Annotated in this window: 22 protein-coding genes; 14 read left to right on the plus strand and 8 right to left on the minus strand. The window is 65.4% G+C overall.

From position 1 onward, the window contains the following. Positions 1–79: 79 nt before the first annotated feature. Together AB7008_RS22375 and AB7008_RS22380 are read left to right on the plus strand one after the other, a co-directional pair. Entirely contained in the window at positions 80–337 is a 258-nt protein-coding gene (locus tag AB7008_RS22375; protein WP_441259549.1) for a hypothetical protein, read from the plus strand. 193 nt (positions 338–530) lie between these two features. Beyond that, positions 531–1259 carry a sulfite exporter TauE/SafE family protein gene (locus AB7008_RS22380; RefSeq protein WP_248882782.1) on the plus strand — a complete coding sequence of 243 codons (729 nt, stop codon included), beginning with the start codon at positions 531–533 and terminating at the stop codon, positions 1257–1259. Here the strand turns inward: AB7008_RS22380 and AB7008_RS22385 are convergent. Further along, complete coding sequence (locus AB7008_RS22385) at positions 1256–4459, minus strand: efflux RND transporter permease subunit (RefSeq protein WP_441259550.1); 3204 nt, start codon at positions 4457–4459, stop codon at positions 1256–1258. The two genes, AB7008_RS22380 and AB7008_RS22385, sit on opposite strands and share 4 nt — an antisense overlap. A gap of 163 nt (positions 4460–4622) precedes the next feature. Next, positions 4623–5867: an efflux RND transporter periplasmic adaptor subunit gene (locus AB7008_RS22390; RefSeq protein WP_248882786.1), complete on the minus strand. Its 1245-nt coding sequence runs from the start codon at positions 5865–5867 to the stop codon at positions 4623–4625. A 201-nt stretch (positions 5868–6068) separates the two neighbouring features. Between AB7008_RS22390 and AB7008_RS22395 the strand changes: the two genes are divergently transcribed. Beyond that, positions 6069–6674, plus strand: coding sequence for a TetR/AcrR family transcriptional regulator (locus AB7008_RS22395; RefSeq protein WP_038955139.1), 606 nt, complete (start codon positions 6069–6071; stop codon positions 6672–6674). Between the two features lie 16 nt (positions 6675–6690). Here the strand turns inward: AB7008_RS22395 and AB7008_RS22400 are convergent, their stop codons facing one another. The 4 genes from AB7008_RS22400 to AB7008_RS22415 form a co-directional block, all read right to left on the minus strand. Beyond that, complete coding sequence (locus AB7008_RS22400; protein WP_304493883.1) at positions 6691–8178, minus strand: amidase; 1488 nt, start codon at positions 8176–8178, stop codon at positions 6691–6693. A gap of 235 nt (positions 8179–8413) precedes the next feature. After that, a complete protein-coding gene (locus AB7008_RS22405; protein WP_028157753.1) occupies positions 8414–9781 on the minus strand; it encodes an MFS transporter in 1368 nt (455 codons plus the stop codon). Between the two features lie 77 nt (positions 9782–9858). Then, on the minus strand, positions 9859–11388 hold the full coding sequence (locus AB7008_RS22410; RefSeq protein ID WP_304493884.1) for an aldehyde dehydrogenase: 1530 nt from the start codon (positions 11386–11388) through the stop codon (positions 9859–9861). After that, positions 11385–12035 (minus strand): GntR family transcriptional regulator, encoded by a 651-nt coding sequence (locus tag AB7008_RS22415; RefSeq protein ID WP_014496031.1) that lies wholly within the window; start codon positions 12033–12035, stop codon positions 11385–11387. The genes AB7008_RS22410 and AB7008_RS22415 overlap by 4 nt, the downstream gene beginning before the upstream one ends. Positions 12036–12191: 156 nt before the next feature. On the opposite strand from AB7008_RS22415, the gene AB7008_RS22420 reads away from it, so the two are divergent. The 5 genes from AB7008_RS22420 (at position 12192) to rnz (ending at position 17955) form a co-directional block, all read left to right on the plus strand. Continuing rightward, positions 12192–12965, plus strand: a complete 774-nt coding sequence (locus AB7008_RS22420; protein ID WP_441259551.1) for an alpha/beta fold hydrolase — start codon at positions 12192–12194, stop codon at positions 12963–12965. A gap of 392 nt (positions 12966–13357) precedes the next feature. Next, positions 13358–14575, plus strand: coding sequence for a multidrug effflux MFS transporter (locus AB7008_RS22425; RefSeq protein ID WP_248882796.1), 1218 nt, complete (start codon positions 13358–13360; stop codon positions 14573–14575). Between the two features lie 15 nt (positions 14576–14590). Beyond that, the gene (gene guaD, locus AB7008_RS22430; protein ID WP_304493887.1) at positions 14591–15988 is read left to right on the plus strand and encodes a guanine deaminase; all 1398 of its coding nucleotides are present in this window, start codon (positions 14591–14593) and stop codon (positions 15986–15988) included. A 14-nt stretch (positions 15989–16002) separates the two neighbouring features. Then, on the plus strand, positions 16003–16986 hold the full coding sequence (locus AB7008_RS22435; RefSeq protein ID WP_014496026.1) for an antibiotic biosynthesis monooxygenase: 984 nt from the start codon (positions 16003–16005) through the stop codon (positions 16984–16986). A 66-nt stretch (positions 16987–17052) separates the two neighbouring features. Next, positions 17053–17955 carry a ribonuclease Z gene (gene rnz / locus AB7008_RS22440; RefSeq protein ID WP_304493888.1) on the plus strand — a complete coding sequence of 301 codons (903 nt, stop codon included), beginning with the start codon at positions 17053–17055 and terminating at the stop codon, positions 17953–17955. Positions 17956–17970: 15 nt separating this feature from the next. Here rnz and AB7008_RS22445 read toward each other — a convergent pair whose 3' ends face one another. Next, positions 17971–18756, minus strand: coding sequence for an IclR family transcriptional regulator (locus tag AB7008_RS22445; RefSeq protein WP_441259552.1), 786 nt, complete (start codon positions 18754–18756; stop codon positions 17971–17973). Positions 18757–18915: 159 nt separating this feature from the next. On the opposite strand from AB7008_RS22445, the gene AB7008_RS22450 reads away from it, so the two are divergent. Genes AB7008_RS22450 through AB7008_RS22475 form a run of 6 tightly spaced genes read left to right on the plus strand, consistent with a single transcriptional unit; the run spans position 18916 to position 25620 of the window. After that, a complete protein-coding gene (locus AB7008_RS22450) occupies positions 18916–19836 on the plus strand; it encodes a dihydrodipicolinate synthase family protein (protein WP_028157746.1) in 921 nt (306 codons plus the stop codon). A 27-nt stretch (positions 19837–19863) separates the two neighbouring features. Further along, positions 19864–21303, plus strand: coding sequence for an FAD-binding oxidoreductase (locus tag AB7008_RS22455; protein WP_441259553.1), 1440 nt, complete (start codon positions 19864–19866; stop codon positions 21301–21303). A gap of 2 nt (positions 21304–21305) precedes the next feature. Continuing rightward, positions 21306–22412, plus strand: coding sequence for a four-carbon acid sugar kinase family protein (locus AB7008_RS22460; RefSeq protein ID WP_441261231.1), 1107 nt, complete (start codon positions 21306–21308; stop codon positions 22410–22412). Continuing rightward, positions 22409–23446 carry a 4-hydroxythreonine-4-phosphate dehydrogenase PdxA gene (gene pdxA, locus AB7008_RS22465; protein ID WP_304493891.1) on the plus strand — a complete coding sequence of 346 codons (1038 nt, stop codon included), beginning with the start codon at positions 22409–22411 and terminating at the stop codon, positions 23444–23446. Before AB7008_RS22460 ends, pdxA begins: the two co-directional genes overlap by 4 nt. Before the next feature lie 13 nt (positions 23447–23459). Then, positions 23460–24590 (plus strand): iron-containing alcohol dehydrogenase, encoded by a 1131-nt coding sequence (locus AB7008_RS22470; RefSeq protein WP_014496019.1) that lies wholly within the window; start codon positions 23460–23462, stop codon positions 24588–24590. A gap of 58 nt (positions 24591–24648) precedes the next feature. Further along, positions 24649–25620: a Bug family tripartite tricarboxylate transporter substrate binding protein gene (locus tag AB7008_RS22475; protein WP_441259554.1), complete on the plus strand. Its 972-nt coding sequence runs from the start codon at positions 24649–24651 to the stop codon at positions 25618–25620. Positions 25621–25705: 85 nt separating this feature from the next. Here the strand turns inward: AB7008_RS22475 and AB7008_RS22480 are convergent, their stop codons facing one another. Further along, complete coding sequence (locus tag AB7008_RS22480) at positions 25706–26209, minus strand: hypothetical protein (RefSeq protein ID WP_304493893.1); 504 nt, start codon at positions 26207–26209, stop codon at positions 25706–25708. Between the last annotated feature and the right edge of the window lie 65 nt (positions 26210–26274).

Genomic DNA, 26274 nt, shown 5'->3' on the forward strand with positions numbered 1-26274 from the left:
TCGATCTTCGTGTGAAGCACCTCACGGCAAGCGGAAGTGAACCTCATCAATCTCTCGCACAAGTTGAGAGGAGATTGTCATGCGAAAGGCCTCACCAGCTCCGGCCGGCAGGTTTCGCGACATCGTCGCACGCATCGGCGCGGCATTCCGTGCGCAGCGCGAGATCGACGCGAAGCGCGCGTTGCGGCGCTACGGCCATTTGCTGGAGCAGGCGCATGAAACGTCGCGTTTGAATGAAATTATTCCCGTCTGCAATGAAGAGGATATTTTTGAAAATGCCAACAGAGTTGATCCGCGCGAGCGCGCGGCCGGCCGCACCACGTTCGAACGCGCATAACGTCAACATTGTAGCAGCCGCGCTGACGGCGGCGCTCGTCACGATTCAACTGGTCGGGCTGGCGATGCTGGAGCGTTCGCACGCGCAGCCGGTCTCTCGACCTCTGCTAAATTCGCACGATGCGGAGCTCTGCACCGGGACGGCCGATGTCCCGGCGACGCAGACACCTTACGACTGACCCGGAGAACGCATCGTGCCTGATATCACGACCAGCCTTCTGGTGAGCGTCGCCGTGTTCGCCGGCGCCTTCGTCTCCGGGCTCTCGGGCTTCGCGTTCTCGGCCGTGGCGGGCGCGATTCTGCTTCGCGTGTTTCAGCCGCTGGAGGCCGTGCCGCTGATGATGGCGTGCAGCATCGGCGTGCAGGCCACCAATCTGTGGGCGCTTCGGCGCAGCATCCGCTGGGAGGGCAGTCTGCTGCTGATCGTCGGCGGATTGATCGGCGTTCCCATCGCGGTGTCGCTGTTGCAATCCACGGACACGCATCTGCTCCGCCGCGGCTTCGGAATCATCGTCGCGCTCTATGCGGCCTACATGCTGCTGCGGCCGACGCTGGTCACCGCGGGCGAAGCCGTCGGCCGGCCCTGGGTCGCGCTGATCGGGTTCGGGGGAGGGCTGGTCGGTGGCCTCACCGCGATGCCCGGTGCGATCCCCACGATCTGGTGCGACATGCGCGGCATGCCCAAGAGCGAGCAGCGCGGCCTGGTGCAACCCTTCATCGCCGCGATGCAGGTCTTCGCGATCGCGCTGCTGGTCGGACACCAGGACCTGTCGTCCAAGGTGTTCGTCGACCTCGCGATCAGCCTGCCGGCACTGTTCGCCGGCTCCGTGCTCGGTGTGATCGCCTTTCACCGGGTCAACGAGACGGTCTTTCGCAAGACCGTGCTCGTTCTGTTGTTGCTCTCGGGGATTTCCCTGATCTAGTGCCCGGCGCTCTCGTGATGGAGCCCTTGCACGGGCGCCGCGCTGACGTCGCTGCCATGATGCACCAGCGGCTTGTTGCCGGTGACGGTCCGGAGCAGCACATAGAACACAGGCGTCAGGAACAGGCCGAACACCGTGACGCCGATCATGCCGGAGAACACCGCGACGCCCATCGCGCGCCGCATTTCCGAGCCGGCGCCGGTCGAGAGCACCAGCGGCAAGACGCCCATGATGAACGCCATCGACGTCATCAGGATCGGGCGAAGCCGCAGCCGGCTCGCCTCGATCGCGGCCCGGATCGGCGTACGCCCTGCGAATTCGAGCTCGCGCGCGAATTCGACGATCAGGATCGCGTTCTTGGCCGAGAGGCCGACCAGCACGATCAAGCCGATCTGGGTGAAGACGTTGTTGTCGCCCTTCGAGATCCAGACCCCGAACATCGCCGCCAACAGGCCCATCGGCACGATCATGATGATCGAGAGCGGCAAGGTCAGGCTCTCATAGAGCGCGGCCAGCACCAGGAACACCAGCAGGATCGCCAGCGGAAACACCCAGAGGCCGGAATTGCCGGCGATGAACTCCTGATAGGTCAGGTCGGTCCATTCGAAGGCAAAGCCGGGCGGCAATGTCTCCGCCGCGATCCGCGTCGCGACCTCCTGCGCCTGGCCCGACGAAAAGCCGGGCGCTGCGGCCGCGTTGATGTCGGACGACAAGAAGCCGTTGTAGCGGATCGCACGCTCGGGACCTGCGCTCTGGCGGATCGTCAGCAGCGCCGACAGCGGCACCATGTCGCCGGAGGACGAGCGCACCTTCAACTGCCGGATGTCGTCGGCACGGGCGCGGAACGGCGCGTCGGCCTGGACGTAGACGGAATAGGTGCGACCAAACTTGTTGAAGTCGTTGACGTAGTAGGAACCGAGGTAGATCTGCAGCGTGTTGAACACCTCGGTCACGGGCACGCCGAGCTGGAGCGCCTTGGTGCGGTCGATGTCGGCGAACAGCTGGGGCACGTTGACCTGGAAGCTCGAGAACACGCCGGCGATCTCCGGCGCCTTCTGCATCGCCGCCATGAACGCTTTGGTCGCCTCGTTCAGCGCTTCATAGCCGAGACCGGCACGGTCCTCGATCTGGAGCTTGAAGCCCCCGATGGTGCCGAGGCCGTTGACCGGCGGCGGCGGGAACATGGCGATGAAGGCTTCCTGGATGCCGGAATATTTCTTGTTGAGGTCGGCCGCGATCGCGTTCCCGCTCAGGGCCGGACCCTTGCGCTCGTCGAATGGTTTCAGCGTCGAGAACACGATGCCGGCATTGGACGAGTTGGTGAAGCCGGAGATGGACAGGCCGGGGAACGCGACAGAGCTTTCGACGCCGGGCTGGGTCAGCGCGACGTCGCTCATCTTGCGGATCACGTCTTCGGTGCGATCGAGCGCCGCACCGTCGGGCAGGCGAGCGAAGCCGACCAGATATTGCTTGTCCTGGCCCGGTACGAAGCCGCTCGGCACCAGCTGGAACAGGAAGGCGGTGACGCCGACCAGCACGATATAGAGGCCCATCACCGCGGCCTTGCCCGAGATCACCTTGGTGACGGTGCCGCTGTAGTTCTCTGAGGAGCGCGTGAAGGCCTTGTTGAAGCCGCGGAAGAACCAGCCGAGGCTCTTTTCCATGATGATCGTCAGCCGGTCCTTCGGCTCGTTGTGACCCCTAAGCAGCAGCGCCGACAGGGCCGGCGAGAGCGTCAGCGAGTTGACGGCGGAGATCACGGTCGAGATCGCGATGGTCAGCGCGAACTGCTTGTAGAACTGCCCGGTCAGGCCGGAGATGAAGGCGAGCGGCACGAACACGGCGATCAGCACCATCGCGATCGCGATGATCGGGCCGGAGACCTCGCGCATCGCCTGGTAGGTCGCGTCGCGCGGCGAGAGGCCACCCTCGATGTTGCGTTCGACGTTCTCGACCACGACGATGGCGTCGTCGACGACGATGCCGATGGCGAGCACGAGGCCGAACAGGCTGAGCGCGTTGATGGAGAAGCCGAACACGTGCATCACCGCGAAGGTGCCGACGATCGACACGGGCACCGCGAGCAGCGGAATGATCGAGGCGCGCCAGGTCTGGAGGAACAGGATCACGACCAGCACCACCAGCGCGATCGCCTCCAGCAGCGTGTGGATGACGGCCTCGATCGAGGAGCGCACGAACTGGGTGGGATCGTAGACGATCTGGTAGGACACGCCCTCCGGCATGTTCTTCTTGATCTCAGCCATGGTCGCGCGGACGTGGTCGGAGATCTCGAGCGCGTTGGAGCCGGGCGCCTGGAAGATCGGGATCGCCACCGCCTGCTTGTTGTCGAGCAGCGAACGCAGGCCGTATTCGGAGGCGCCAAGCTCGATGCGGGCGACGTCCCGCAGCCGCACCACTTCGCCGCGGGTGCCGGTCTTGACCACGATGTCGCCGAACTGCTCCTCGTTCGCAAGCCGTCCCTCCGCATTGACGGAGAGTTGCAGGTCGATGCCCTTGACGTTGGGGGAGGAGCCGACGACGCCGGCGGCGGCTTCGACGTTCTGCGCCTGGATCGACTTGACGATGTCACTTGCGGTCAGGCCGTGCTCGGCGGCCTTTTGCGGATCGACCCAGACCCGCATCGAATAATCGCCGGCGCCGTAGAGCTGGACGTCGCCGACACCGTCGATGCGCGCCAGCCGGTCCTTGACGTTGAGCACGGCGTAGTTGCGCAAATACGTCATGTCGTAGCGGTTGTTCGGCGACAGCAGATGCACGACCATGGTGAGGTCGGGGGACGATTTCTTGGTGATGATGCCGAGCTGGCGCACCACGGCCGGCAGGCGCGGCTCGGCCTGCTGCACGCGGTTCTGCACCAGCTGCGTCGCCTTGTCGGGGTCGGTGCCGAGCCGGAACGTCACCGTCAGCGTCATGGCGCCGTCGGTGGTCGCCTGGCTCGACATGTATAGCATGCCTTCGACGCCGTTGATCTGCTCCTCGATCGGGGTTGCCACCGTCTCGGCGATCACCTTGGGATTGGCGCCGGGATAGGTCGCGCGCACCAGCACCGAGGGCGGCACCACGTCCGGATATTCGGAGATCGGCATCGCGAACAGCGAGATCAGGCCCGCGAGGAAGATCAGGACGGACAGCACGCCGGCGAAGATCGGACGGTCGATGAAGAACTTTGAGAGATTCATGGCTTTGCCCCTGGGCAATATCCTGCGGTTCTCCGACAACTCCACCGCCATTCCGGGGCGTGGGCGAAGCCTGCGAACCCGGAATCCAGAGGTGAAGTGGTAGGAGTTTCCAAACTTCGAGATTCCGGGCTCGCGACTTCGTCGCGCCCCGGAATGACGTTACTTAGCGTTGCACCACGTCGTGGTTGCTGTGGTTGGAGGCCTGCTGCGGTCCACGCGCACCCATCGCCGCGACCTCCGTCTTGAGGAGCGCACCCGGACGCACGCGCTGCAGGCCGTTGACGATGATGCGATCGCCGGGCTTCAGCCCCGCGGTCACGATACGCAGGCCGTCGACCGTGCCGCCGAGCGTGATCGGCCGATAGACCGCGCGGCTGTCGTCGCCGACCCCCATCACGAACTTCTTGTCCTGGTCCGTGCCGATCGCGCGCTCGTCGATCATGACCAGCGTCTGCTGCTTCGGCTGGCCCATGCGCACGCGAGCGAACTGGCCGGGGATGAGACGCCCGTCCTCGTTCCGAAACACCGCGCGAACCCGGATGGTGCCGCTCTGGCCGTTGACCTGGTTGTCGATCAGCTGGATGTGACCCTTCGCCGAGAGACCGCCGGATGTCGTCATTTCCACCGGGATCTGGTCGAGCTTGCCGCGTTGGCCGGAGGCATCCGCGATCGAGTTCAGCGCGCGCAGCACGACCTCTTCATCCGCATCGAACGAGGCGTAGATCGGATTGACCGACACCAGCGAGGTCAGCACCGGGGAGGCGGTGCCGGCGGCGACGAGATTGCCGACAGTGATCTCGAACTTGCCGACGCGGCCGTCCACGGGTGCACGCACCTCGGTGTAGTCGAGATTGAGCTTTGCGGTCTGGAGCGTCGCTTCGGCCGCCTTCACGTTGGCGATGGCTTCGCGATTGGCATTGTCGCGCTGGTCGTAGTCACGCCGCGTGACCACGGCGTTGCCGACCAGCTGCGCGCCGCGCTCGAGTTCGCTCTGGGTGAACACGACGCGCGCTTTGGCAGCCTCGAGCTGGGCGTTGGCCTTGTCGACCTCCGCCGCGTAAGGCGCCGGATCGATCTTGAACAGCACGTCGCCGGCCTTCACCAGCGCGCCTTCGGTGAAGTTGGTCGCTAGGATCGCACCCGCGACGCGGGGACGAAGCTCGACACGGTTGATGGCCTCGAGCCGGCCGGAGAAATCGTCCCAGAGCACGGTCTGCTTCGGTTCGATCAGCGCGACCGTGACAGGGACGGCCTGCTCGGCGCTAGCTGCCGTTGCGGTCGCCTGCGCGGCACGAAAGTAGTGGCCGGTCGCGATCGAGCCGGCCACGGCGAGGGCGCCCACGATGGCGGCGCCGCCGAGAAGGCGGCGGAAACGGCCGGTGCGGGGGGAGTTTTGCGAGGGATGCATTTGCGCGCTCCAGATATGTAGTGTTCACTACAGATGTGGAGCTGGATGTCGCAGTGCAAGATACTTATGTACCATTCACTAAGAAAATTGTAGCGGCATACCGCAAGAATTGGAAGACGGCAGAGAAAATAAAGCTAGAACAAATAGATAGGATTCGGCGTTAAGCTTCAGGCAGAACGTGAATTCCGAGGAGACACGCACATGGGCATGGGACGCCCCCGCGAATTCGACGCCGAAACGGCGTTGGACCAGGCGATGGAAGTGTTTTGGCGCCATGGCTATGAGGGCGCCACCATTGCCCAGCTCACCGAGGCCATGGGCATCAATCCCCCGAGCCTTTACGCCTGCTTCGGCAACAAGGAAGGCCTGCTCAAGGCCGCACTCGACCGTTACACCAAATTGCGGGGTGTCTGGATGGACGAGGTGGTCGCCGCACCCACCGCCCGCGACGTTGCCGAGCGGATGCTGATGGGCATCGCCGACAAGCAGACCGATCCCGCCAATCCGCCCGGCTGCCTGCTTGTGCAGGGCGGCATCGCTTGCGGCACCGGCTCCGAGAACGTCCCCTTCGAGCTCGCTGCCCGCCGCGCCCAGAACGAAGACCAGCTCCGCGACCGTTTTGTTCGCGCCAAGGCCGAAGGCGATCTCAAGCCGAGCTCCGATCCCGCGGCGCTCGCGCGTTACGTCTCGGCCGTCTCGGTTGGCATGGGCGTGATGGCGTCCTCTGGCTCCGACCGCGAGGCGTTACGGCAGGTGGCGATCGTGGCCGTGCAGGCGGTCGAGGCGCAGTCGTCCGACAGAACGTGACGGCCGCCGGCCATTGTCATTTTGAGGATTGCAGCGACGGCGGCGGCACGAAGCCACCGAACTCGCGCTCAATCAGTTCGGCCAGCGCAATCGTCGTGCGGTCCTCGAGATAAGGCCCGATGATCTGAACCCCGACCGGCAGGCCCGACGGCGTGCGCTCGATCGGTACGGCGGTCGCCGGCAGTCCGCATGTCGAAGCCGGATCCGCCCAGATGAAGCAGGCGTCGGCGTAATGGTGCAGCTTTCCGTCGATGTCCAATTGCCGCGCGTCGAACGGTTCGGAATGGTCATGCGGAAAGGCCGGCACGGCGGCGGCCGGATAGATCACGGCGTCGAAGTCGCGGAAGAACTGGTGCCACTTCTGTTGCAACTGCAAGCGGGCCGCGTCGATCGCGAGCCACTCGCGATGGATCATGCCCCAGCCACGGGCGCGCTCGGCCTGCAGGCTGCGGTCGTCGGGCGCGAGTGCGGCGGCAACTCCTTGTGCTTCCGCGAGTGCGGCCGGTGTCAGGCGCGGACTCCTCGCTGCATTCAACAGCTTCATGTAGAGCCGCGCGGACTCGGCAAGATCGGGCAGCAACGTGCTCGCGCGCGCGACTTTTGCGCCTGATCGTTCGAGCCGCTCCGCCAATCGTCCAATGGCCGAACGCACCGCGTCTCCCGTCGGCATCAGCGGATGGGTATCGATCACGAGGATCCTGAAATCCTTGAGATGGTCATGCCGCGGGGCGGGCAGCGCAAGGCGATAGCCGATCCCGTCGCGCGTCTCGTCGGGGCCGGCAATCACGTCGAGCGACAGCGCAAGGTCGGAGGCGGTGCGCGCCATCGGCCCGACGACAGCCAGATCGCCCTGGCCGGGGACGGGCAGTGCCGGCGGCAGGCTGTAGCCGCGCAGCGGCACCAGGCCGAGGCTTGGCTTGTGTCCGAACACACCGCAGAAATGCGCAGGCACCCGGATCGAGCCGCCGATGTCCGAGCCGATCGAGAGTGGACCGAAACCCGCGGCCAGCGCCGCGCCCGATCCGCCCGAGGAGCCGCCGGGTGACCGGCCGAGGTCCCACGGATTGTTCGTCGTTCCGTGGATGTCGTTGTAGCTCTGGAAATCCCGCAAGCCGATCGGGATATTGGTCTTGCCGATGATGACGGCGCCCGCGGCCTTCAACCGCGAGACGACGAGGGCGTCCTCCGCCGGTTGGAAATCCCTGAAATGCGGAAAGCCCCATGTCGTGGGCAGGCCGGCCACGTTGAACGGCTCTTTCAAGGTCACGGGAATGCCGAGCAGCGGCTGCCGCTCACCGCGGCCAAGCGCGGCATCGGCGGCGCGTGCGGCCTCTCTCGCGCGATCGAAATCGCGGACGACGATCGCGTTGATGCGCCCGTCCAGCGCCTCGATGCGCGCGATCGTATGCGCGAGCAACTCGGTCGCCGACACTTTGCGCGCGTGCAGCGCGCTCAGAAGTGTGCTGATCGAGCCGTAGTCCAGGTCAGCGGCATCTGCGGTCATCACGAGCTCCATTGTATCCCGGCTGAGACCTTGTAGCCCGGATGGAGCGCAGCGCAATCCGGGACATCTCCCGACGCGGATCCAGAACCCGGAGTACGCTATCGCTTCATCCGGGCTACGACCCTATCGCATCTGGTCGTCATGCCCGGGCTTGTCCCGGGTATCCACGTTCTCAGTGCGGCGTCGCAAGGCGTGGATGGCCGGGGCAAGCCCGGTCATAACGCGGTGGAGAGCCTCAGGAGGCTTCCTTCAAAACCGGCGAAGCGGATTCCTCCGCCTTGAGCTCCTCGAGGCTGCGATGCCGCGGCTCGATTCCCAGCGCCCAGACCGTGATGATCTGCACCACCAGCAGCCCGATCATCAGCGCCATCACGCCGGCCACGCCCCGCGACTCGAACAGCGAGACAACGAGGAACGGCGTGACGATGGTGGCGCCGCGCCCCAGCGTGTTGACGATGCCGGAGGCGCGCAGGCGGACCTCGGTCGGAAACAGCTCGGGGATGTAGATGCCGAACAGGAGGGCGACCAGCACGTAGATCGGCACCGTCAGCGCGAAGCCCACGGCCGGCAGCAGGATCGGATCGGAGATCATGGGGTAGAGGATTCCGAGCGCCACCGTGATCAGGGATGCGCCGATGATGGTCGGCTTGCGGCCCCAGCGGTCGGCGGTCAACGCACCGATGGCCGAGCCGATCGGCGCGCCGAGCGCCATCAGCAGCGAATAGCCGAACGAGGTCGCGATCGAGAGGCCCTGCTTGACGAAGAACACGGGCAGCCAGGTCACGAAGCCATAGAGCAGGGTGTTGATCGTGATCAGGCAGACGGCGCCGACGATCATCCGCGACAGCAAGGGCGCGGTGAACAGCGTACCGAGATCGGCAGATACCGGGACCGGTGTCGTGGCCGCGGGAGGCGGCAGGGGCTGGCCCTGTGCCGCTTCCTTCTCGATGGCTTGCATCAGTGCTTCCGCCTCGGCGGTGCGTCCCACCGCTTCCAGCCAGCGCGGCGATTCGGGCAGCGACTTGCGCATGTACCACACCACGAGCGCGCCGACGCCGCCGAGCACGAACATGGAGCGCCAGCCGAATTGCGGCACCACCACGGACGCGACCAATAGCGCCACGGGCAGGCCGGTGACGACGCACACGGTGGTGAAGCCGAGCCATTTGCCGCGGGTGCGCGCAGGCACGAATTCCGTCATCGTCGAATAGCCGACGACGTTCTCCGCCCCGAGCCCAACGCCCATCACGAAGCGGCAGGCGATCAGGAAAGCCATGTTCGGCGAGAAAGCCGCGGCAAGGGAGGCAACGCCGAAAAGGAGCAAATTGAATTGATAGGTGAAGCGGCGTCCGTAGCGGTCGCCGAGGAAGCCGGTGCCGAATGATCCCAGCATCATGCCGACGAAGGTCGCGGAGATGAAAACCGCGTTCTGGGCGAGGGTTGAAAAGCCTGTCTTCAGCGTGACGCTGAGCACGGTCCCGGCGATATAGATATCGAAACCGTCGAAAAACATTCCGATGCCGATCAGCAGCATGATGCGGCGGTGGAATGGCCCGATCGGCAGCCGATCCAGACGGCTGCCGGCGTTCACCGATGTCGACATATACGCTCTCCCTTGACTGCTGTTCTGGTTGATGCGGCCCGCCTTCTATGGGCGGTCGGCCGCTTGTCGTTTTCTTGCTAGTTCAGGCGCTGTTGGTTGGCCGTGTCGCGATACCAGTCGAACGGCTGCTCGTGGGTGGCGACCATCACGCTCTTGGTGTTGAAGTGGTCGTTGAAGCTTTCGGTGCCACATTCGCGGCCGATGCCGGAATCATCGACGCCACCCCAGGGCGAGGCCGGGTCGAGACGGTGGTGATCATTGATCCAGACGATGCCGGCCTTGACGGAGGCGGCGACACGATGCGCGCGCGCGACGTCTCGGGTGCGGATGGCTGCGGCGAGGCCGAACGGCGAGTTGTTCGCAAGCCGAAGCGCATCGGCCTCGTCCTTGAACGGCGTCACCGAGGTGAAGGGGCCGAACACTTCCTCCTGGAAGATGCGCATGTCGGATGTGACGTCGGCGAACACGGTCGGCTCGACGAAATAGCCGTTGTCGTGGCCCGGCACCTTCGCGGCAACACCGCCGGTGACGAGACGCGCGCCATCCTCGTGGCCGTAGCCTGCGTAGCTGAGAACGCGGTCGCGCTGCCGCGCGGAGATCACGGGGCCCATCTGGGTGCTCGCATCGAAGGGATCGCCGACGCGGATCGTGCGGGTCTTGGCCTGCAGTTTCTCGACGAATTCGTCATAGATCGAAGCCTGGACGATGTGGCGCGAGGCGCAGACGCAAGTCTGGCCGGCGCCGATGAAAGCGCCGAACGCGGCGTAATTGACGGCGCGGTCGACGTCGAAATCGTCGAACACCATCACCGGCGTCTTGCCGCCGAGCTCCATGGTCTGGTGCGCGAACACTTTTGCGGCCGCGCTGCCGGCGATGCGGCCGGCCTCGGTGCCGCCGGTCAGGACCAGCTTGTTGATGTCGCCATGCTCGGCCAACATCTTGCCGGCGCTCTGGCCGAGGCCGAGAACGATGTTGAAGACGCCGGGCGGAAGGCCGGCTTCGGTGAAGATCTGCGCGAGCTTCAATGTCGTCAGCGGTGTGTATTCGGACGGCTTGACCACGGTGACGCATCCGGTCGCCAGCACCACGGCCAGCGACTTGCACAGGATCATCAGGGGATGATTGAACGGCGTGCAATTGGCGACGATGCCTATCGGCGTGCGAAGCGTGTAGTTCAGATAGGCGCCTTCGACGGGGATGACGGAGTCGCGGCGCGCCAGCGCAACGCCGGCAAAGTAGCGGAAGAAATCGGGCAGGCGAGAGAGCTGGGCGCGGGTCTCGTTGACCGGCCGGCCGTTGTTGAGGGTTTCCAGCCGGTACAGGCTGTCGAGATTGGCCTCGAAGGCATCGGCGAGCTTGTTGACCAGTCTGGCACGCGCGCGCGTGTCCATGCCGCCCCAGGCTTTGCCTTCGAACGCCGCGCGCGCGCTCTTCATCGCGCGGTCGATATCCTCGGCGGTCGAATTGGGGATGCGGGCGATGACGTCGCCGGTCGCGGGATTGCGGACGTCGAGCATCGCGCCGTTGCCGGCTTCGACTTCACGTCCGTCGATGAAATTGCCATGGGTTTCGACGTCGATCGACGCGGATTTCGACGGAATGTTCATGATGATCTCTCCTCGACGATGACGGCGTTGCGCTTGAGCGCCGGCAGAACGCGTTTTTCGGTGGCCCCGATATGGGCCTTGATGATGCGCGCCGCGGTTCGCGTTTCGCGGCTCTGCATGGCGTCGATCAGGGCGACGTGCTCGGCGACGAGCTTTGCCGGATCGTGACCCTTCAGATTGGACACGCTGACGCGGACCAGTCGGTCGGCCTGGCCGATCAGGTCGCACAGCGCCGTCGCCATGCGGCGATTGCCGGACGCATGAGCCAGCGCGGAGTGGAAGCCGCGGTTGTAGGCGATGAAGTCTTCGTGGTCGCCGGAGAAGCGGCGAAATTCATCGAGCGATTTCAGGACGCTGTCGGGAGCGCTCTCGATCGCCTCTGCGACGCAGGCCGGCTCCAGCGCAAGACGGAAGCGGAGAAGGTCGCGGGCGTCCGACAGCGAGATCGGCGTGACCCGGTAGCCCTGGCGCGGCTGCACCGTCACCAGGTGCTCGCGCTGCAGCCTCAAAAGCGCATCCCGAACAGGTTGGCGGCTCACCGAATAGCGTTCGGCCAGATCCTGTTCCCGCATTTCATCGCCCGGAGCAAAGCGGCAAGCTAAAATATCAGACCTGAGAAGATCGTAGATGTTTTCGCGCAAAAGCATGATTCTAGGAACCTCGTTGGCTTCAATCTGACAATCCTGATATTTCACGTCAAGAGCCAAATGCTTGAATTCCCTGACAGTTGATTTATCAATCGGGGGCCTCCACGGCACGCGAACGGGTGTGATCCCGCCGACGAAGTTAAGGAAAGACCGGACATGGACAGGCTTCTTGCCAACGGGACCGTCAACGCCGCGCAATCGGGCGAGGGGCCGCCGCTGTTTCTCTTCCACTCGCTGTTGTCGGACCGCGCGAGCTTCGATGCGATCGTGCCCGAGCTTGAGGGATCGTTTCGCACCATCGTGCCGGAGTTGCCGGGGTTCGGCCGCTCACGCGCGGTCGGGGGCGGGCTCGTCGTTGTCGCGGACAGGATGGCGGAGGCCGTGAAGGTGGCTGCGGGCGGTGCGGCCGCGATCGTGCTCGGCAATGGCTATGGCGGCTTCGTCGCCTTGCAGATGGCGATCCGGCACCCGGAGATCGCCAGCAAGCTTGTTCTCGCCGATTGCGGCGCGGCGTTCTCTGAGCCCGGCCGCGAGGCGTTTCGCAACATGGCGATGGTCTCGCGGGAGAAGGGCCTCGAGGCGATCACCGACGTTGCGATGCGACGCTTGTTTGCGCCCGAGTTTCAGGAGCGGCATCCCGAACTGATGCGGGATCGTCGAGAAGCTTTTCTGCGGACCGATCCCGATGTGTTTCGCAGTGCATGCGACGCGTTGGCAGGCCTCGATCTCCGCCCCGAACTTGCCACGGTGAAAGTTCCTGCCCTCGTTCTGGTCGGCGAGCACGACGAAGCGACGCCTCCGCCCATGTCGCACGAGCTGGCTGCCGGTTTGCCGCGCGCCGAACTCAAGGTCATTCCCGGCTGCGCGCACGTGCCGCAGCTTCAGTCGCCGCGGCAGTTTCTCGGAGCTCTCAAGGGCTTCCTGCTTTGATCTGCGCCTGATCGATGCCTGCGCTCGAAACGGCGATGCCGTAGGAACGGTTAATGGCTTCTGTGCGACCGCGAATTCACAGGCGGGGATGGTGCAGTCCTGCGCCTGTGTTGCCCGACGTGTCAAACGTCCCCTGGGCCAGGCACGCGCCATGCCGGAGCGAAATTCTTCAATGATTTGTACTGTGCATGGGGTTGTTTTCGCATTTTTAATTGGAGCATCCCCAGGCGGCGAGGACCAGAGCGTCCGCCGCCGGCATTGAGGCGGGCTCCCTAAGAGTTTTTACACACAGTTCTGGCACGCTCCGCGCGTCAATATCCGCAACCTGCATCGTCGCCTCTCATTGTGCGCACGAAAAGACGGGACCCGCGGGCATCGAGGGGGCGTGAGCCATGACTGCAGTTGCTTCGGACGCTGGTCGCGCGAAGGGCGGGATCGTGCCGATCCTGCTATGCGTGGTGCCGTTCAGCCAGATTCCGCTCGATGCCTATACGCCGGGCCTGCCGCAGATGGTGGTGGACCTCGCAACCGATTCCGCGTCGATGCAGAACACCGTCACCGCCTACATGCTCGGCATGAGTCTGGCGCTGGTGCCGGTCGGCATCGCCTCCGACACGCTCGGCCGCCGTAACGTTCTGCTTGCGGGGCTATCGGTTCTCATTGCGATGAGCATCGCCTGTGCGCTCGCCACCAGCGCATCGCTGCTGCTCGCGCTGCGTTTCCTGCAGGGCATCGGTGGCTGCACCTGCCTCGTGGTTTCCTATGCGGTTGCGGCCGACTGCTTTCGCGGCCGCGAGCTCACGGCGATCTCGGGACTGCTTGGCGCCGCCTGGGGGCTTGCGCCCGTGCTCGCACCGGCGGCCGGCGGCTTCATCGTCGAGCTGACGTCCTGGCGCGGGGTCTTCGTCATCATCGCCATCGCCGCGGCCATCGTCGCTGCGATCGTCGTGCTGCTTCTGCCCGAGACGCTGCCGGCCGAGCGGCGCGCGCCGTTCGATCCGCGCCGCACGGCGAGCATTCTCCGCGAAGCGCTCGTCCGTCCGGGTTTCCTGGCCTTCGTGCTGGTGTTCGCCGCCGCGGCCAGCGCGCAACTGGCGTTCGGCGTCGTCGCGCCGTTCTTCTACCAGACCGGCCTCGGTTATTCTGCGGCCATCTACGGCCTCGTCGCGCTCGGCCTTGGCGGCGTGAATCTCGCGGGCGAGCTCGGTTGCGCGCATTTCGCGCGCTTCATGCCGGCCCGCGTGATGGGCTTTGGCGCCTTCGCGCTGTTTCTCGCCGGCGCCGTGGTCTTGACCGCGACCGGCATGGCCGTCGGTCTCGATTTTGCGTCGATCACGATCGGCGGCGCGCTGGTGCTCGGCGGGTGCGGCGTGCTGTGCCCGATGATGTACGGCATGGCGCTCGGCCTGTTCGAGCGCGACCACGGCCTGATCGGCGGCCTCATCAGCGCGCTCTGCTATCTCGCGGTCAGCGGCGCCATGGCGATCGCGGCGGTGTTGCCCGAAGCGACCCAGGCGCCGATCGGCTGGCTCTATCTCGGCCTCTGCGCAATTGCGGGCGCGCTGCTTGCGATCTCGCTGCCTGCGGCGCGTCACGCCACGCAGACTTAAGGAAGGAACCCATTCATGACCACCGTCGGTATTCGCGGCACATTCTTCGACTTCGTCGATGATCCCTGGAAGCACATCGGCAACGAGCAGGCTGCCGCGCGCTTTCACCAGGACGGCCTCATGGTCGTCACGGACGGCGTCATCAAGGCGTTCGGTCCCCATGACAAGATTGCCGCCGCGCATCCGGGCGTCGAGATCACCCATATCAAGGACCGCATCATCGTCCCGGGCTTCATCGACGGCCACATCCATCTGCCACAGACCCGCGTGCTCGGTGCCTATGGCGAACAGCTGCTGCCGTGGCTCCAGAAGTCGATCTACCCCGAGGAGATCAAGTACAAGGATCGCAACTACGCGCGCGAGGGCGTGAAGCGTTTTCTCGACGCACTGCTTGCCGCCGGCACCACCACCTGCCAGGCCTTCACCAGCTCCTCACCGGTCGCGACCGAAGAGCTGTTCGAGGAAGCGGCCCGCCGCAACATGCGCGTGATCGCGGGCCTCACCGGGATCGACCGCAACGCGCCGGCCGAGTTCATCGACACGCCCGAAAACTTCTATCGCGACAGCAAGCGGCTGATCGCGCAGTACCACAACAAGGGCCGCAACCTCTACGCCATCACGCCGCGCTTCGCCTTCGGCGCTTCGCCGGACCTGCTCAAGGCATGTCAGCGCCTCAAGCACGAGCATCCGGATTGCTGGGTCAACACCCACATCTCCGAGAACCCGGCCGAGTGCAGCGGCGTGCTGGTTGAGCATCCGGACTGCCAGGATTATCTCGGCGTCTACGAGAAGTTCGACCTGGTCGGGCCAAAGTTCTCCGGCGGCCACGGTGTCTATCTCTCGAACAACGAGTTCCGCCGCATGTCCAAGAAGGGCGCCGCGGTGGTGTTCTGCCCGTGCTCGAACCTGTTCCTCGGCAGCGGCCTGTTCCGTCTCGGCCGCGCCACCGATCCCGAGCATCGCGTGAAGATGTCGTTCGGCACCGACGTCGGCGGCGGCAACCGCTTCTCGATGATCTCCGTGCTCGACGACGCCTACAAGGTCGGCATGTGCAACAACACGATGCTCGACGGCAGCATCGATCCGGCGCGCAAGGATCTTGCGGAAGCTGAGCGCAACAAGCTCTCGCCCTATCGCGGCTTCTGGTCGGTCACGCTCGGCGGCGCCGAGGGCCTCTATATCGACGACAAGCTCGGCAATTTCGAACCCGGCAAGGAAGCCGATTTCGTCGCACTCGATCCGAATGGCGGCCAGCTGGCGCAACCCTGGCACCAGTCGCTGATCGCCGACGGTGCTGGTCCGCGCACGGTCGACGACGCCGCGAACATGCTGTTCGCCGTCATGATGGTCGGCGACGACCGGTGCGTCGACGAGACCTGGGTGATGGGCAAGCGTCTCTACAAGCAGAGCTGAAGCGGACGGTCGCGATGAGCGCATCTCCGGATCCAGCGGCCCAGGCGGTCGCCCTCGTCATCCAGCGCCGCATTGCCGACGACGGCTTTGCCGCGTTCGCGCGCTGGAACGGCGAGGTCGGCGAGGCGCTGAAGGCGTGGCCCGGCTTCCTCAGCCAGGAGGTCGTGCCGCCGCAGCCGCCGGCGCATGTGGACTGGGTGACCATCCTGCGCTTCGCGAATCCGGCCGCGGCCCGCGCCTGGCTTCAGAGCGAGGTGCGGGCGAAGCTGATCGCGGACGTGCAGCGCTTCTTCGTCGGGTCGGAGGACGTCCATATCCTTCCCGACACCGGCGTTCAGCGCGACAGCGCGGTCTCCGCCGTGATCTCCTTCAAGGTGCCGGATGGACTCGAGGATGCGTTCCTCAAATGGCAGCAGCGCATCCAGGCCGCGGAGGCCGAGTTCAGGGGGTTCCTGCGTCACAAGATCGAGCGGCCGATTCCGGGCTTGCACGACGAGTGGATCGTCATCCTGTCGTTCGACAGCGATGCCAACCTCAATGCTTGGCTCGACTCGCCCTTGCGGCAGACGCTGCTTGAGGAAGGCGCGCGCTTCAACGCCGGCATGAACGTGAAGCGGGCAAGCTACGGCTTCAATTTCTGGTTCCCGGCCGGCAAGACGCAGGCGCCGGAGCAAGGGCCTGGCTTGATCTGGAAGAGCAACCTCATCGTCCTGCTGGTGCTCTATCCCGTGGTCTATCTCTGGGGTTATTTCGTCAGCGCGCCGCTGATCGACAGCCACGGCGTGCCGGTCTGGCTGTCGCTGTTCGTCGGCAATCTGGTGAGTACCCAGCTGCTCGGCTGGTTTCTCGTGCCGGCCGCCTTCAGGGCGCTCGACTGGTGGATCAAGCCGAAGGCAGCGCTCGGCCGCCAGATCGCGGGATATGCACTGCTTGCCGCGCTCTATGCGGGCTCGATGGGCCTGTACGCGCTGCTGCTCGCATGGCATTGGGGACGGTGAGGCCATCCACCGTGCGGACCGTTGCGGTGCTGTCGGGGAGAGGTCGGTCTCTGGACGTTGACGACCATGTTCGCCCTGACATTTCTCGGCACCTCGGCAAGCGTTCCCTCGGTGGAGCGCAACCATCCGGCCCTCCTGGTGGAGGCCGCGGGCAAGCGCATCCTGGTTGATTGCGGCGAGGGCACGCAGCGCCAATTGCTGCGCAGTGGCGCCGGCTTTCGCCGGCTCGACCGCATCCTGCTGACGCACGGGCATCTCGATCACGTGCTCGGCATCCCCGGTCTCTTCTCGACGCTGGGGTTGCGGCAGACCTCGGACGTGATGACCGTTCATGCGGGCCCGGGCACGCTCGACGTCGTCGTTCGCATGCTCGCCGGCTTGTGGGGCGCGGGCAGGGCGCCGATCCCTGTGGCGTTCGCACCGCTGACCGAGGGGCAAGTCATCGATGCCGGCGACTTCACCCTCGACTGCTTTCAGGTTCGCCACCGCGACACCGACAGCTTTGGCTTCTCTTTCCAAAGTCCCGCGCGCCGCCACCTTCTGCCCGAGCGCCTTGCGGCGCTCAGTGTCCCGGACGGGCCGATGCGCGGAGAGCTGGCCGCCGGACGACCGGTCGTGATCGCCGGTCGAACCATCGATCCGGAGGACGTCCTGGGCCCGCCGGGCGGCGGCAGGAAGCTCGTCGTGGTCGGCGACACTGAAACCACGGATGGTCTATACCGACATGTCGCCGACGCCGACATGCTGGTGATTGAGGCGACGTTCCTCGATCGTGACGCCGCGACCGCGCGGGACTACGGCCATCTCACGGCCACCGAAGCCGCTTCGTTTGCCGCCGCCAGCAACGTCAAGCAGCTCGTGCTGGTCCACATGTCGGGACGGTACGAGGATGAAGAGATATTGGCGGAAGCGACAAGGGTGTTTCCGAATACGCGGATCGCCGCCGACTTCGATCACATCGTGATCTAATCGCCATGACCGTACTCAGCTCGTCAATCCCGACTTGATCGCGAGGTCCTGGACTTGGGCCGTCGCCTGCATCAGCCTTGGCAGCGCCTGGTCGCGGAAGGCCGCCATGTCCATGCGCATCGCATCGACCGTGACGCTCAAGCCGCCGATCACAAAACCCTGAGCGTCGAAGATCGGCGTTGCCAGCGTGCGCAGGCCATAGGCATTCTCGCCGTCGGAGACCGCATGGCCTTTCTTCTTCACCTGATCGAGCCGAGCGAGCAGCGCATCGAGATCGGTCAGCGTTCGCTCCGACAGTTTGACGCGAGGACGCAACTCGAGCCGCTCGATCTGCTGGTCGCGTGGCAGATGCGCCAGCATGACATGGCCGAGCGCGGCGCTGTAGGCGGGGATGCGCGTGCCCGGTCGGCGGTCCATCTTGTGACGGTCGAGGCCGGCACCGACGCGCGCGAGATAGACCACGTCGCCGCCATCGAGAATGCCGAGCGATGCCGCATCGCCGACCGCCGGGACGAGGTCGCGCAGCAGCGGCTCGACGATCGGCCGCAACGAGCCGCGCGACAGCACGGTGTAGCCGAGGTCGAGACAGGCGACGCCGAGACGGAACCGGCGGCTTTGCGGAACGGCCTGGAGATACCCGAGTTCGGTCAGGGTCTGGATCAGGCGGAACGACGTCCCGCGATCGAGATCGGCCCGTGCGGCAATCTCACTCAGGGTCAGCTCGAAAGCCTCGCTGCTGAAACTCTTGAGCACCGCGAAGGCCTTCCCAACGGAAGCGACGTGGTTTTTTGGGTTTTTCACCGATGATTCCGCTATGCGCTTTGCAGCCTTGGCCATGCTCGAATGCCCCGCCATGACAGCCATGCCCTTGACGTCAGGCCATGCTGATTTTACGACTGCACCAGTAAATAACAAATGTTCGCATTCCGAACAACAGCGTTCGGACGATCGGAGGAAGTTTTGTCGACATCATCGCTGCACCCTCATGGCGTGTTCTCCGCCGCGTTGACGCCGCTCGACGCCGAGCTTGCTCCCGATCATGCGCGTTTCGTGGACCATTGTCGCTATCTGCTCGACGAAGGCTGCGACGGCATCGCGATGCTGGGCACGACGGGTGAGGCGAACTCCTTTTCGGTGGCCGAACGCACGGCGCTGCTCGAGGCGGTGGTGGCCGCCGGCATCGCGCCGCGGCGGCTTTTGCCCGGTACCGGCGTTGCCGCGCTCAGCGACACCATCGCGCTGACGCGCCACGCCCTCTCGGTCGGCGTCGACACCGTGGTGATGCTACCGCCGTTCTACTACAAGAACGTCACCGATGACGGCATCTTTGCCTCCTACAGCGAAGTGGTGCAGCGCATCGGTGATGCGCGTCTGAAAGTCGTCCTCTATCACTACCCGCAGATGTCGGCGCAGCCGATCTCGCATGCGCTGATCGAGCGGCTGCGCAAGGCCTATCCGGCCACGTTCACCGGCATCAAGGATTCGTCCGGCGACTTCGCCAACATGACGGCGATGGTCGAACGGTTTCCGGGCTTCGCTGTCCTGGGCGGCGCCGATCCATTGATGCTGCCGCTGCTGCGCAAGGGCGGTGCGGGCTGCATCACCGCGACCTCCAATGTCGTCGCGCGCAGTCTTGCCTATGTCTTCAAGCACTTTGGCGACAGCGACGATGATCCGGCGCTCAAGGCGGCGCAGGCGCGCATCGTGAAGGCGCGCGAGCTGGTCTCGCAATTTCCGCAGATGGCCTCGCTGAAGGCGCTCGCGGCTGATCGCACCAAGCATGCCGGTTGGCAGCGCCTGCGGCCGCCATTGGAGTCCTTGCAGCCGGACCAGCTGAAAGAGCTGCTTGCGAATGCTGCGGCATTCGCAGCCTCCGCCTAGGCTCGGTATGGACGACGAGGCGGTCTGATGTCCGACTCTTTCCGGGATGCATTGGCCGGGCTCGCCGCGATCGTCGGCGACAAGCACGTCATCGCGTCCGGAGCCGACCAGGAGCCTTATGTGGTGGACTGGCGCGGGCGCTATCGCGGCCGCGCGGTCGCAGTGGTGAAGCCCGGCTCGACCGCCGAGGTCGCCTCCGTCGTCAGATACTGCGCCGACAGGCGCCTTGCGATCGTGCCGCAAGGCGGCAACACCGGCATGTGCGGAGCCGCGACGCCGGACGATCACGCGGGCAATGTCGTGATCCGGCTCGACCGCATGCGCGCCGTCCGCGACGTCAGTCCGCTCGCCAACACGATCACGGTGGAGGCCGGCTGCATTCTCGCCGAGGTCCAGAATGCGGCCCGCGACGTCGACCGCTATTTTCCCTTGAGCCTTGGTGCCGAGGGCTCCTGCCAGATCGGCGGCAACATCTCGACCAATGCCGGCGGCACGGCTGTGCTGCGCTACGGCCCGACGCGCGACCTTGTGCTCGGGCTCGAAGCCGTGCTGCCCGACGGGCGTATCTTCAATGGCCTGCGCGCGCTGCGCAAGGACAACACGGGTTACGCGCTCAAGCAGCTCTTCATCGGGGCGGAAGGCACGCTCGGCATCGTCACCGCGGCGGTGCTGAAACTGTTCTCGCCGCCGCGCAGCTCGGCGCTGGCACTAGTGAAATTGCAGGGTGTCGCGCAGGCACTCGAGATCATGCAGCGCCTGCGCGGTGTGGTCGGCGACCGGCTCGGCAGCCTCGAAATCATGTCGCGCTCGCAGATCGAGGTGATCGCGGAGACCGTGCCGCACGTCACGATCCCGTTCGAGCTGACGACGCCGTGGTATCTGATCGTTGAGCTGACCGACACGCTCGCGGGCGTCGATCTCGACGAGCCGCTCGCCACGGCGCTGGCGGATGCGATGGAGGCCGGCATCGCCGAAGACGTCATCCTGGCCTCCAACCTCGCGCAGGCGAAAGCGATCTGGGCCGTCAGGCACAGCGTGTCCGAAGGCAACAAGCGCAGCGGCTATGTCGTCTCGCACGACAGCGTTGTGCCGCTGGAGCGCCAGGCGGACTTCGTCACCAATGTCGAGGCGCGGATCATGGCCACGGTACCGCATGCCCGCGTGGTGATGCATGGCCATATCGGCGACGGCAACATCCACGTGATCGCCCTGATCGACCGTGCGCATTGCCAGGAGCCGGCGACGACCGCCGCCCTGGTGGCGCAAATCAATGAGATCGTCGACGACGAGACCGCAGCGCAGGGCGGGGCGATCAGTGCCGAGCACGGTATCGGGATCACCAATCGCGTGCGGCTGGCCCGTGTCGCCGATCCGCTCGATATCGAGCTGATGCGCGGCATCAAGCGTTTGCTCGATCCGAGCGGCCTGATGAATCCCGGCAAGATCTTTGGCGCGGGAGCAGCATGACGATGACGGACGTGCGCCTGCTTGCCGACGATCTCACCGGCGCACTCGACACCGCGGCGGAGTTCGTCGGTCTGTGCGGACCGTTCGACGTCACCTGGGCGGATTCGCCCGCGACTCCAGGCGCGCAAAGCCTCGCGATCGACAGCGGCACCCGCGAGCGGTCGAAAGCCGACAGCGTCGAGATCGTCGGACGGCTGGCGTCGCAGCTTCAGGGCGGGACGATCGCCTACAAGAAGGTCGACAGCCTGCTCCGCGGTGCCTGGGCGGCCGAGCTCGGCGCCTGCCTGCGCGGCGGCGATTGGGCCTCGTGTGTGGTCGCGCCTGCCTTCGACTATCAGGGACGCCGCACCGTCGGCGGCCAGCAATTTGCGCGCACCGTACAGGGTGACTGGCATCGCGTCGGCGACAACCTGCTCGACCAATTGAAACTGGAAGGTATCGAGGCGCGGCAGGGCGGCCCTGACACGCTCGGGCAAGGTGGCGTTCAGGTGTTCGATGCCGAGAGCGACATCGACCTCGATCGCGTGGTCGAGATGGCGCGGCAGATGCCCGGGCCGGTGCTGTGGTGCGGAAGCGGCGGGCTGGCCGGCGCGCTCGCCCGCGGCCATCGCGCCGATGCGCCGAGCCGGCTGAAGCGGCCGGTGCTGGGGCTGTTCGGTTCCGACCAGGCCGCCACTGCCTCCCAGCTCGCAGCATGTGGCGAAGCCACCATCGCGTTGACCGAAGGTGAGGGGGGCGCAGGCGTTCAACGCAAGCTGGCTGACGACGGCGTGGCGCTGGTGAAATTCGCGCTCGCGGATGGCCTTTCGCGCGCCGAGGCCGCCCAGCGGATCGCGCGCGAGCTGACAACGCTGATTGCAGTGCTCAATCCGCCCGGAACCTTGATCGTTGCTGGCGGCGAGACCTTGAAGGCCGTATGCGTTGCGCTCGGTGCGCATGCGCTCCAGGTGACGGGGCGTATCGTGCCGGGGCTACCGCGCTCGATTCCGCAAGGCGGCCGCTGGGCCGGCGTCGACGTCATCTCGAAATCCGGCGCGTTCGGCACCAGCGAGCTGTGGCGCGATCTGCTCCGGGACAATCATTTGCTGAATTTGGGGAGCCCGACATGACCTCTCGTCATCTTGCCATCACCATGGGCGATCCGGCCGGGATCGGCCCGGAGATCATCGTCAAGGCCTGCGTCGGGCTGAAGGACCGGATCGCGAAAGGCGATCTGCGCATCCTGATCATCGGCAGCGGCGCCGCGCTCGATGGTGCCAAGGCCGCGCTCGGTGCTGCCGTTGCGATTCCGGAGGTAAGTGCCGACGATACTGACTGGCCGAACCTCTGCTTCCTCCAGGCGGATGTCGAGGGCACCCCGATCAAGCCGGGCGTGCTCAGCGCCGATGGCGGCCGCTTTGCCTACAAGGCGATCGAGCAGGGCGTGCGTCTGACCCAGGCCGGCCGAACTGCGGCCATCGTCACCGCGCCGCTCAACAAGGAAGCACTCAACAAGGCCGGCTATCACTTCCCTGGCCATACCGAGATGCTGGCGCACCTCACCGGCGTGCGCGGATCGGTGATGCTGCTCGCCCACGGCAACATGCGCGTCAGCCATGTCTCGACCCACGTGGCGCTGGAAGACGTGCCGAAGCGTCTGACGCCGGAGCGTCTGCGCATGGTGATCGATCTCACCAACGAGGCCTTGCTGCGGCTCGGTATCGCCAAGCCCAAGATTGCGATCGCCGCGCTCAATCCGCATGCGGGCGAGGGCGGTCTGTTCGGCCGGCAGGATATCGACGTTTCGGCACCGACGATTGCCAAGGCCGTCGCCGATGGTCTCGACGTCGTCGGCCCGGTGCCCGGCGACACCATCTTCGTCAAGCTGCGCGCCGGCCAGTACGATGCTGCGGTCGCGATGTATCACGACCAGGGGCACATCCCGGTCAAACTGCTGGGCTTCCAGGTCGATCCCGCGACCGGCCGCTGGCAGGAGCTCTCCGGCGTCAACATCACGCTGGGCCTGCCGATCATCCGCACCTCCGTCGATCACGGCACCGCCTTCGACATTGCCGGCAAGGGCATTGCCAACGAGCACAGCCTGATCGAGGCCATCGACTATGCCGAGCGGCTCTCCGCTGGCGCTTCCGCCTCCAAGTCATGAGATCGAACGCACGATGACCAACGCCTTCACGCCCATCGAAATCCAACGTCCCACCATCCTGGAATTCGGCAACGGCACCATCACGGCGGCTGCGCGCTTCGCCGAGCGGATCGGCGCCAGGCGGCCGCTGGTGATTTCCGATCCGTTCAATGCGCGCCGCGTCGACGCGCTGGCGCTGCCAGGCGCAGTGAAAGTGTTCGGCGACGTGAAGCCCGAGCCGGACCTGCCCAATCTCGAGAAGGCCGTCGCGATGGCACGCGACGTCAAGCCTGATCTCGTGGTCGGCTTCGGCGGCGGCAGCGCGATGGATCTTGCCAAGCTGGTTGCGGTGCTCTGCACCAGCGACGTGGCCTTTGCCGATATCGTTGGGCCGGAAAAAGTCGCCGGCCGCAGCGTGCCGCTGATGCAGATCCCGACCACGTCGGGCACCGGCAGCGAGGCCGGCACCCGCGCGCTGGTCACCGATCCCGTCAGCCAGAACAAGCAGGCGGTGCAGAGCCGCTTCATGCTGGCCGATATCGCCATCGTCGACCCCGATCTCACCATGACGGTGCCGAAGGAGGTCACTGCGGCCACCGGCGTCGATGCGCTGGCGCATTGCGTCGAGGCCTACACCAGCCGCAAGGCGCATCCGATGATCGACCTTTATGCGCTCGAGGGCGCGCGGCTGGTCGGGCAATACCTCAAGCGGGCGGTCGCCGACGGCGGCGATCGCGAGGCACGCGCGGGTCTCTCCCTGGCCTCGCTCTATGGCGGCTATTGCCTCGGGCCGGTGAACACCACTGCCGGGCATGCCGTCGCTTATCCGCTGGGCACGCGCCATCATGTCGCGCATGGGCTCGCCTGTGCCCTGATCTTCCCGCATACGCTGGCCTTCAACATGCCGGCAGTCGAGGCGAAGACGGTCGCGGTGCTGGCGGCGCTCGGCCTGCCGGCGCAGAACGATGCGAAGCTCGCATTCGACGCTACTTACGATTTCTGCAAGAACCTCGGCATCGAGATGCGTCTGTCCGCGCTCGGCGTGCCCAAGGGCGATCTCGGCGTCATGGCCGACGAGGCGCACGCCATTCGCCGCCTGCTCGACAATAATCCGCGAGACCTCGGCCGGGATGCGATCCTGAACATGTACGAGGTCGCGTTCTAGTCACCTCCGCAGCGCGCGGCAGCCAATCAACAAAACAGTAACAGTAGAGGAAACTTCGATGAGATCGATGTGGCTTGGTCTTGTGTCAGCCGTGTTGCTGGCGACGTCGCCGGTAAAGGCGCAGGACGGCTATCCGTCCAAGCAGGTGACGGTGATCGTGCCCTTCGCCGCCGGCGGCACCGCCGACATCTTCGCGCGCATGGTGTCGAACCATCTGCAAGTGAAGCTCGGCAAGCCGTTCGTGGTCGAGAATGTCGGCGGCGCCGGCTCGATCCTCGGTGTGACGCGGCTGGCGAAAGCGGCGCCTGACGGTATCACGCTCGGCCTTGCCAGCACCTCCGCGCTCGCGATCAACCCCACGCTCTACGGGCCGAAGCTCAGCTACCAGCCGGACAGGGACCTGGTGGCGGTCGCCCAGATCAGCGTCGTGCCGAACGTGCTCGTGGTGAATCCCAACAAGATCAAGGCGCGCAGCGTGCCGGAGCTGATCGCCTATCTGAAGGCGAACCCGGACAAGGTCTCGTTCGGCTCGGCTGGCGTCGGCACCTCGCAGCATCTTGCCGCCGAACTGTTTCAACAGATGACCGGCACCAAGATGGTGCATGTGCCCTACAAGGGCTCCAGCCAGATGCTGACGGATCTGTTGAGCGGGCAGATCGACCTCGCCTTCGACAACGTGCCACTGCTGCTGCCGCAGGTGAAGACCGGCCAGCTCGCGATGCTCGCCACGGCAACGCCCAAGCGCGCCGCCTTCGATCCGGAAGTCCCGGCCGTCGCCGAATTCCTGCCGGGCTTCGAAGCGGTGGCCTGGCACGGCTTCTTCGTTCCCGCGGCCACGCCGAAGCCCATCGTCGAAAAGCTGTCGGGCGAGATCCGCGCCTTCATGCAGCAGCCGGAGACGATACAGAAGATGGCCGAGCTCGGCGCGGCCGCGGTTGCGGTCGATTCCGAACCTTTCAAGGCCTACATCGCCTCCGAAACGGAGCGTTGGAAGAAGGTGATCGAGGCCGCGAATATCAGGCTGGAGTAGGCGACGGTCGCTCGTCCGGAAATGACGGACGGGTCGCTATCGGGTCGGCTTTCTCACGAGCCCCGCTGAACGCGGGGCTCGCCTCTCATTCGAAGAATTCGCCAACCCAGTTGTGCCTGATAGCGTCGACGTGCCAGCCCATTGCGCGCTGCGCGTTCGGCTGGGGATCCGGCACGTCGCTGCGGACGTAGCTGTCGAGGCCTCGCGCACGGTGCGCGTGGCGTCCTTCGCTGCGCAGGCGAAACCTGCCTTGTGACTCGAAAATCCGGCTGTAGCCGTCGGTCGGGAAGAATGTTCCTGCGATCGGAAAATGGGTCGGCTGCTGCCGAAGCATCAGGAACGTGATGTCCTCCGCGGTTTCCGACAGGAGAATGCCAACGGCCGTGTTGACCGGCGCGAGGCCGATCGGAGCTTCGGTCTCCGGTTCAACCTTGCCCGCTGCGCTCGCGATGGTGATGAACTCCGAGTTCGGACCGCAGCGGGATACGATGATCCATCGCCGGATCTTGCGTCGGATCGAAATCGGTCGATGATAGGCCGCGAACGAAAATTCCGCCGCCATTGCAACGACAAAGCCATTTTTCCACATGCCGGCCATCTAACCCGTTATGGTCGAGGGCCGATCATCATGTGGGGGCGTGAAGCCAGCGTGAA

It is taken from the genome of Bradyrhizobium sp. 521_C7_N1_3 (assembly GCF_052075975.1).
In the GTDB taxonomy this organism is placed as follows: domain Bacteria; phylum Pseudomonadota; class Alphaproteobacteria; order Rhizobiales; family Xanthobacteraceae; genus Bradyrhizobium; species Bradyrhizobium japonicum.